The following is a 5,459-nucleotide window of genomic DNA, read 5'->3' as shown; positions in this document are numbered from 1 at the left end:
CTGTTACGCGTGATGACAGCCCCGCCCGCCCCCTCCCGGGAGGTCAGCCATGACGATGTACAACAGAGTCAGGCCCGAGTTCTTGAGTTTTGGCGCAGAGGTCAGGCGTCTCCGGAAGGCGGCGGGCCTCAACCAGCAGACCCTTGCCGACCTGGTCAACGTGACGCGGAGTTACATCGCACAAGTCGAGTCCGGTCGTACACGCTGTCGACGGGAGTTCGCACTCCGGCTCGACCGAGCACTCAAATCCGGTACGACCCTCGTAGACACTTGGGATGAGCTACTAGAATCAATCAAGACAGACAAGTACCCCGAGTTCTTCGCCAACTTCCCGAAGGCCGAGCAGACGGCTATTATGCTCCGCGCCTTTGAGGAGCGGATAGTCTACGGATTGTTTCAAAAAGATGCGTACGCTCGTGCGCTATTGGGCGATGAAGATGCTGTGAAGAGCAGGATGAGGCGACAGGAGATTCTAAGTCAGAACCCCGGCCCGGTTATCTCGGTGGTGATGGACGAGACGGTCCTTTACCGTGAGGTGGGAGGGAAGGAAGTGATGGGGGAGCAACTCGAATACCTCTTGGAGCTCTCCCATAGAGACAAGATCACCCTTCAGATAGCCCCGATTCGCTATATACGAAACGTATGGGCGCCCTTCACCATCGCTACTCTGCCCGATCATCGCCAAGTTGTGTACACGGACAACGCATATGGGGGTGAGACCACCACAAGCCCTAGGCATGTGGCGTTGGTGAATGAGACATTCGTCGTGTTGCAAGGCGAGGCATTAAATGTAAGGGATACGCGAGCACTGGTCAGAAAGGTGATTGACGAAAGATGGACTTGAGCAGAGTTGTGTGGCGTAAGGCATCGCTTAGCAAGGAAGACGGCTCCAACTGTATCGAGCTTGCTGGGGTGCCCGGTAGAGTCGCTATCCGTGACAGCAAGGACCCTAATGGGCCCAAGTTGATCATTGATCATGGTGATTTTCAAAATTTTGCCAGCGTCCTCAAGAGTCTCTAAGACTGCCTTCGTGCTGGCGCTGAGTCCAGGAGCGCATGAATCCAAGCACGGCACGAGAGCCGCCGATTAGGAAGGTAGTTGAAGAAAGATGGACCTGAGTACGGCCGTATGGAAGAAGGCTTCCCGTAGCAATGACTCAGGTGACGCTTGTCTTGAGCTGGCGTCTAACGGTGAGATAGTTGCAATTCGGGACAGCAAGGACCCTGGCGGCCCCAAGATCTTCGTTAATCGTGGTGACTTCCAACGACTTGCTGAGCTGCTCAAAGACCTCTGACGGGACGTAGCGCGACGGACGGTCCCACGAGGTTCAACCCGGCCTCCGGCAAGCGATGAGCCCGGACGGACTACAAGTCGAGGCCGTCGGCCTTGATGCGGTCGATGAGACTATTCAGCTCCGCCACCGAGACGGCCAGGTATCCGCTTCGGGGGTCCTTGCTGTCCCGGATGCCCACCGAGGCGCCATCGAGCGAGGCCAGCTCGACGCAGTCTTGCGCCTCGGTGTAGGTGGAGGTCCGCCACTGCGGTTCCCTGGCCTGCTTTGTCATCGAACGCCTCTCATCATGTGGGTCCGGCTACGGTAAGCCCCGAAAATAGTCGCGGAGGCGGCTTGACCGCCCTCCGAATCGGAGCGAACCTCCTCACTGAGGCGCAACTATGCGCAACGCCAGACAGGAGGTCGCGATGAGTGCTCTACGGTTGGTCGCCATCGACCCGGGCACCGACGGCGGGCACTGCCCCGCCTTGCTCGTAGATGACGCAACTGGCGACCTGCTGTTCCAGGGGCCACAGGTGACGTCCGAGGCCGAGCTGGCGGAGGTCAACGGGCAGAGCCCCATTGGCCCCAATGAGATCGTGGGACGTATTCCGGCACGTATGCGGGAAGTCCTGTTGAAGGCGCTGATGGAGGAGGCCGATGCGGACCCTCGACCTGAGAAGCTTTGACGAGCTGATCAGCGAATGCACGTCGCAGGCGCTCCACCTGGAGATGCGTGACGCGTACGTGCCTTCTGACCCGTCCTTCCGCGCCTTCACGGGCGAGGGGCCGGCCTACGACCGGACACAGCGGGAGAACGACTGGCACGCTCTGATCACCCCGGCCGTAGCTCGGGGCGTCTCGGTACGGCGGGCTCGGGTCGTCTCAGAACCCGTCACCCCCTACATCAAGTTCGAGTACGCGGTCGCTGAGTCGATGAACCTGGCCGCCGGCGAGCAAGTACGTTGGCTCTCCCGCCGACACGCCTCCGATCTGGCGCTCCCCGGCAACGACTTCTGGCTGTTCGACGATCGGCTGATCCGTTTCCACCACTTCGCCGGCGACGGCGAACACATCGTGGACGAGCTGACCGACGACCCGGCGGCGATCAAGCTATGTGCTACGGCCTTCGAGGCCGTCTGGGAACGAGCTATCGATCACCGGGAGTACCGGATCAGCTAGAACCGCTGCCATGCCGTCGACCCCCTCTCCTTCGTCCAGCGTCCAGGCCGCCCGCCAGTCTCTTGCTGCCCGGCTCCGCGAACTCCGGCAAGCCGCGGAAATATCCGGGACGGACCTCGCCACTGCGGTTGGCTGGCACAAGAGCAAGGTCAGCCGCATCGAGAAGGCCGTCCAGCCGGTGACGCAGTCCGACATTCGGGCTTGGTGCGAGGTCTGCGGCGCTGAGGACCAGATGGACGACCTCGTCGCGTCGTTGCGCGCCGCTGAGGGCGGCTATGTCGAGTGGCGGCGGCTGGAACCGACAGGGCTCCGCAAGCTCCAGCAGTCGTACGTCCCGCTCTATGAGCGGACACGATGGATGAGGGTCTACCAACCCCACGTCATACCGGGCCTGTTCCAGACGGCCGAGTACGCGCGGGCGTTGCTGGACGCCATCACAGAGTTCCGCAACATCCCCAACGACGTTGCGGCCGCAGTACAAGCCAGGCTCGGTCGGCGACGTGTCCTGACGACGGGTGGGCATACGTTCGCGTTCCTGATCGAACAATGCGTCCTCGATTACCAGATCGGCGGACCATCGGTCATGGCCGACCAGCTCCGCCACCTCTTGGAGGACATGTCCTTGCCCTCGGTGTCGGTGGGCATCATCCCCGCGAACGCCCCCCGACCGATGTGGCCCGTTGAGGGCTTCACCGTCTACGACACGACTCAGGTCCACGTCGAGCTGCTGACCGCGAACGTCACCGTCACGGCACCAAGCGAGCTGAACACCTACTTCAAGGCTTTCGACGAGCTGTCTGCCCTCGCCGTCTACGGTTCGGCGGCCCGAGAGTTGGTCGACCAGTCTCTGAGAACTCTCGAAGCCAACTAGGGCGCAACTGGGGCGCAACAACGCGCAACTTCGTGGACCGAGGTCCTCACGACAGGTCATCGTCGTGTGACACAGAGCGTTGCTCGGCACCCGAACTGACCGCGCCCCGAGGACAGGCGATGAACCCCGTGACTGTGAACGAGCGGAGGGCGTTTACCTCCAGCTACCTGGCCACGCCGGCGTCAGTCGGCATCGCCCGGAACGCCGCCAAGTTGGCGGCGCTCGGCTGGGGATTCACCTACGAGAAGGCCGAGGAAGTCTGCCTTGTCGTGTCTGAACTCTTCACTAACTCGATTCGTGCGGCCATGCACACCGAGATCCGGGTGACCATCGCCGAAAACGTCCCCGGTCACGTCACGGTCGAGGTTTGGGACGAGTCTCCCGACCAGCCCGAGCGAAAGTTCGCCAGCCTCACGGACCCTGGCGGGAGGGGGCTCTGGATCGTCGAGGAGTTGGCCGTCCACTGCGGTGTCCGCCGAGAGAACGACGGAAAGGTCGTTTACGCCGTCCTGTGACCCCTCCCTGCCCTGCTGAAGCCCCGCCTGCCCCAGCACGGTCGGGAGGTTCCAGACCTGGCGGTACGTAGAGAGGTAGGTGGCCCATGTACTGAGCCCCTCTGTCCGACGAACGAACTAACGAAGTCGGCGCGAGGCATTCGGCCTCGCCCGGAGACTCCAGAGGAGGAGTCGGATGACCATCGCGATCGAACGGGTAGAGCAGATCGGTCGAGACCCTCGCGAGCTGATCCCCGCGTGGGCGTACGAGCTGCTCGTGAAGGACTTCCGCAAGAAGCACCACAGCTCGCACCCGTACACCGAACGTGTGGTGGGCCAGAATCTCGTGTTCCTGAAGGCCGCCGGCCAGATCCGGCGGGAGTCGCGGTGCGACCGCCGCAGGTACGTCAGGATCGTCCCGACCCGGCCCGTCGACGAGGCGTGGCACGAGGCGCTCCAGCGGACCGAGGTGTACCTTCCGATGAGCCTCGCCTTCGCAGACTCGATGATCCACCACCGGCCCGTGATGGACGACGACATCCGGTCCGGCGCGGCACTCGCCCGGACGATCCCGTACCTGAAGGCCACTGGCATGTACGTCGACCCCGAGTTCTGGGACGACGAGTCCGGGTCGTCCTGCTGCCCGCCGGAGTGCAACGACCAGAGCGGTCGTGAGTCCCTGGGGAGCTGGGGAGACATGGTGCCCAGCGGGCCATTGACCATCCAGTTCTGATCCGAAGGAGTCTCATGCGTGGCGACTGGACGGACCTGCCGGAAGAGCTTCGGATCGAGATCGAGGCCAAGACCGGCCCGATCAATTCCATCGACCCGGCTCCCACAGGCAATCACGCGGACATCGCCTCGACGCTGCACAGCCCGGCGGGCCTCACCTTCGTCAAGGCCGCCCGGAAACTGGCGGACAGGGACGGTCCTGAGGTCATGTCGCTGCGCCGTGAGGCGGCCGTCAACCCATACGTCCTGGCGTTGGCTCCCCGGCTTCGGTTTCAGGTCGAGGTCGGGGAGTGGGTTGCACTCGGGTTCGAGCACATCACCGGCCGGCGTGCCGACTTCACGCCGGGCTCGCCGGACCTGGCCGTGCTAGCCAAGACGATTCAGTCGATCCAGTGCACTCCATGCCCGGACGTCGTCCGGATGGTGGTCGAACGCCGCTGGCAGTCCGTTGCCGAGGATGTCTCCGCTATGGCTGGTTCGGCACTGCTCCATACCGACCTCAACGAGGACAACCTGATCATCACGCCTGACGGGCGTGCCTACGTCGTCGACTGGGCGTTCGTCTCCCGTGGGCAGGCATGGGTCGAGTTGGGTCTTCTGGTCCCATGGCTGCTCAAGGCCGGCCACAGCCCACGAGAGGCAGACGAGTGGGCCTCTCAGTTCGGCTCGTGGACGGATGCAGAGCCGTCCCACATCGACCTGTTCTCGAAGGTCTTCGCCGAAAGGTGGCGGACGCACAGCGAAACCAACTCCGTCGCCTGGGTCGCCGAACACGCGATGCTCACCAAGCAGTGGGCGTCCTATCGGTTGAGAGGCAGTAAGTGACGGTAACGCTTCGGTGGTGTCCCTCCGTCCGGAGGTATGGCGGGGTGTGTCGGCGGTGACTACTCTGGCCCCCGTCCCCGCC

10 protein-coding genes are annotated in these 5,459 nt (G+C 63.0%); 9 read left to right on the top strand and 1 reads right to left on the bottom strand.

All coding sequences use genetic code 11. The features are described 5' to 3' along the window. Window positions 1-49 precede the first annotated feature (49 nt). From E1285_RS42795 to E1285_RS42785, 3 genes are all read left to right on the top strand, one after another. On the top strand, window positions 50-844 hold the full coding sequence (locus E1285_RS42795) for a helix-turn-helix transcriptional regulator (protein ID WP_132160637.1): 795 nt from the start codon (window positions 50-52) through the stop codon (window positions 842-844). Then, window positions 835-1,020: a DUF397 domain-containing protein gene (locus tag E1285_RS42790; protein WP_132160636.1), complete on the top strand. Its 186-nt coding sequence runs from the start codon at window positions 835-837 to the stop codon at window positions 1,018-1,020. The genes E1285_RS42795 and E1285_RS42790 overlap by 10 nt, the downstream gene beginning before the upstream one ends. A gap of 88 nt (window positions 1,021-1,108) precedes the next feature. After that, a complete protein-coding gene (locus E1285_RS42785) occupies window positions 1,109-1,294 on the top strand; it encodes a DUF397 domain-containing protein (RefSeq protein ID WP_132160635.1) in 186 nt (61 codons plus the stop codon). A gap of 70 nt (window positions 1,295-1,364) precedes the next feature. On the opposite strand, the gene E1285_RS42780 is transcribed toward E1285_RS42785, so the two are convergent. Beyond that, the gene (locus tag E1285_RS42780; RefSeq protein WP_132160634.1) at window positions 1,365-1,565 is read right to left on the bottom strand and encodes a DUF397 domain-containing protein; all 201 of its coding nucleotides are present in this window, start codon (window positions 1,563-1,565) and stop codon (window positions 1,365-1,367) included. Window positions 1,566-1,701: 136 nt separating this feature from the next. Between E1285_RS42780 and E1285_RS42775 the strand changes: the two genes are divergently transcribed. The 6 genes from E1285_RS42775 (at window position 1,702) to E1285_RS42750 (ending at window position 5,377) form a co-directional block, all read left to right on the top strand. Beyond that, the gene (locus E1285_RS42775) at window positions 1,702-1,962 is read left to right on the top strand and encodes a hypothetical protein (RefSeq protein WP_132160633.1); all 261 of its coding nucleotides are present in this window, start codon (window positions 1,702-1,704) and stop codon (window positions 1,960-1,962) included. Then, on the top strand, window positions 1,934-2,455 hold the full coding sequence (locus E1285_RS42770; RefSeq protein WP_132160632.1) for a DUF6879 family protein: 522 nt from the start codon (window positions 1,934-1,936) through the stop codon (window positions 2,453-2,455). The genes E1285_RS42775 and E1285_RS42770 overlap by 29 nt, the downstream gene beginning before the upstream one ends. Before the next feature lie 10 nt (window positions 2,456-2,465). Continuing rightward, a complete protein-coding gene (locus E1285_RS42765) occupies window positions 2,466-3,326 on the top strand; it encodes a helix-turn-helix transcriptional regulator (protein ID WP_132160631.1) in 861 nt (286 codons plus the stop codon). A gap of 119 nt (window positions 3,327-3,445) precedes the next feature. Beyond that, window positions 3,446-3,841 carry an ATP-binding protein gene (locus E1285_RS42760; RefSeq protein WP_132160630.1) on the top strand — a complete coding sequence of 132 codons (396 nt, stop codon included), beginning with the start codon at window positions 3,446-3,448 and terminating at the stop codon, window positions 3,839-3,841. Window positions 3,842-4,016: 175 nt separating this feature from the next. Next, window positions 4,017-4,553, top strand: coding sequence for a hypothetical protein (locus E1285_RS42755; RefSeq protein WP_132160628.1), 537 nt, complete (start codon window positions 4,017-4,019; stop codon window positions 4,551-4,553). Between the two features lie 14 nt (window positions 4,554-4,567). After that, window positions 4,568-5,377: a phosphotransferase gene (locus E1285_RS42750; RefSeq protein WP_132160626.1), complete on the top strand. Its 810-nt coding sequence runs from the start codon at window positions 4,568-4,570 to the stop codon at window positions 5,375-5,377. Window positions 5,378-5,459 lie beyond the last annotated feature (82 nt).

Origin of the sequence: Actinomadura sp. 7K507 (assembly GCF_004348425.1) — a bacterium.
Lineage (GTDB): Bacteria > Actinomycetota > Actinomycetes > Streptosporangiales > Streptosporangiaceae > Spirillospora.
This window is presented reverse-complemented; position numbering and strand designations above follow the sequence as displayed.

Excerpts from the sequence above, each read along its gene's own strand:
- E1285_RS42795 (WP_132160637.1), top strand. The coding sequence starts at position 50 with ATGACGATGTACAACAGAGTCAGGCCCGAGTTCTTGAGTTTTGGCGCA.
- E1285_RS42790 (WP_132160636.1), top strand. The coding sequence starts at position 835 with ATGGACTTGAGCAGAGTTGTGTGGCGTAAGGCATCGCTTAGCAAGGAA.
- E1285_RS42785 (WP_132160635.1), top strand. The coding sequence starts at position 1,109 with ATGGACCTGAGTACGGCCGTATGGAAGAAGGCTTCCCGTAGCAATGAC.
- E1285_RS42780 (WP_132160634.1), bottom strand. The coding sequence starts at position 1,565 with ATGACAAAGCAGGCCAGGGAACCGCAGTGGCGGACCTCCACCTACACC.
- E1285_RS42775 (WP_132160633.1), top strand. The coding sequence starts at position 1,702 with ATGAGTGCTCTACGGTTGGTCGCCATCGACCCGGGCACCGACGGCGGG.
- E1285_RS42770 (WP_132160632.1), top strand. The coding sequence starts at position 1,934 with ATGCGGACCCTCGACCTGAGAAGCTTTGACGAGCTGATCAGCGAATGC.
- E1285_RS42765 (WP_132160631.1), top strand. The coding sequence starts at position 2,466 with ATGCCGTCGACCCCCTCTCCTTCGTCCAGCGTCCAGGCCGCCCGCCAG.
- E1285_RS42760 (WP_132160630.1), top strand. The coding sequence starts at position 3,446 with ATGAACCCCGTGACTGTGAACGAGCGGAGGGCGTTTACCTCCAGCTAC.
- E1285_RS42755 (WP_132160628.1), top strand. The coding sequence starts at position 4,017 with ATGACCATCGCGATCGAACGGGTAGAGCAGATCGGTCGAGACCCTCGC.
- E1285_RS42750 (WP_132160626.1), top strand. The coding sequence starts at position 4,568 with ATGCGTGGCGACTGGACGGACCTGCCGGAAGAGCTTCGGATCGAGATC.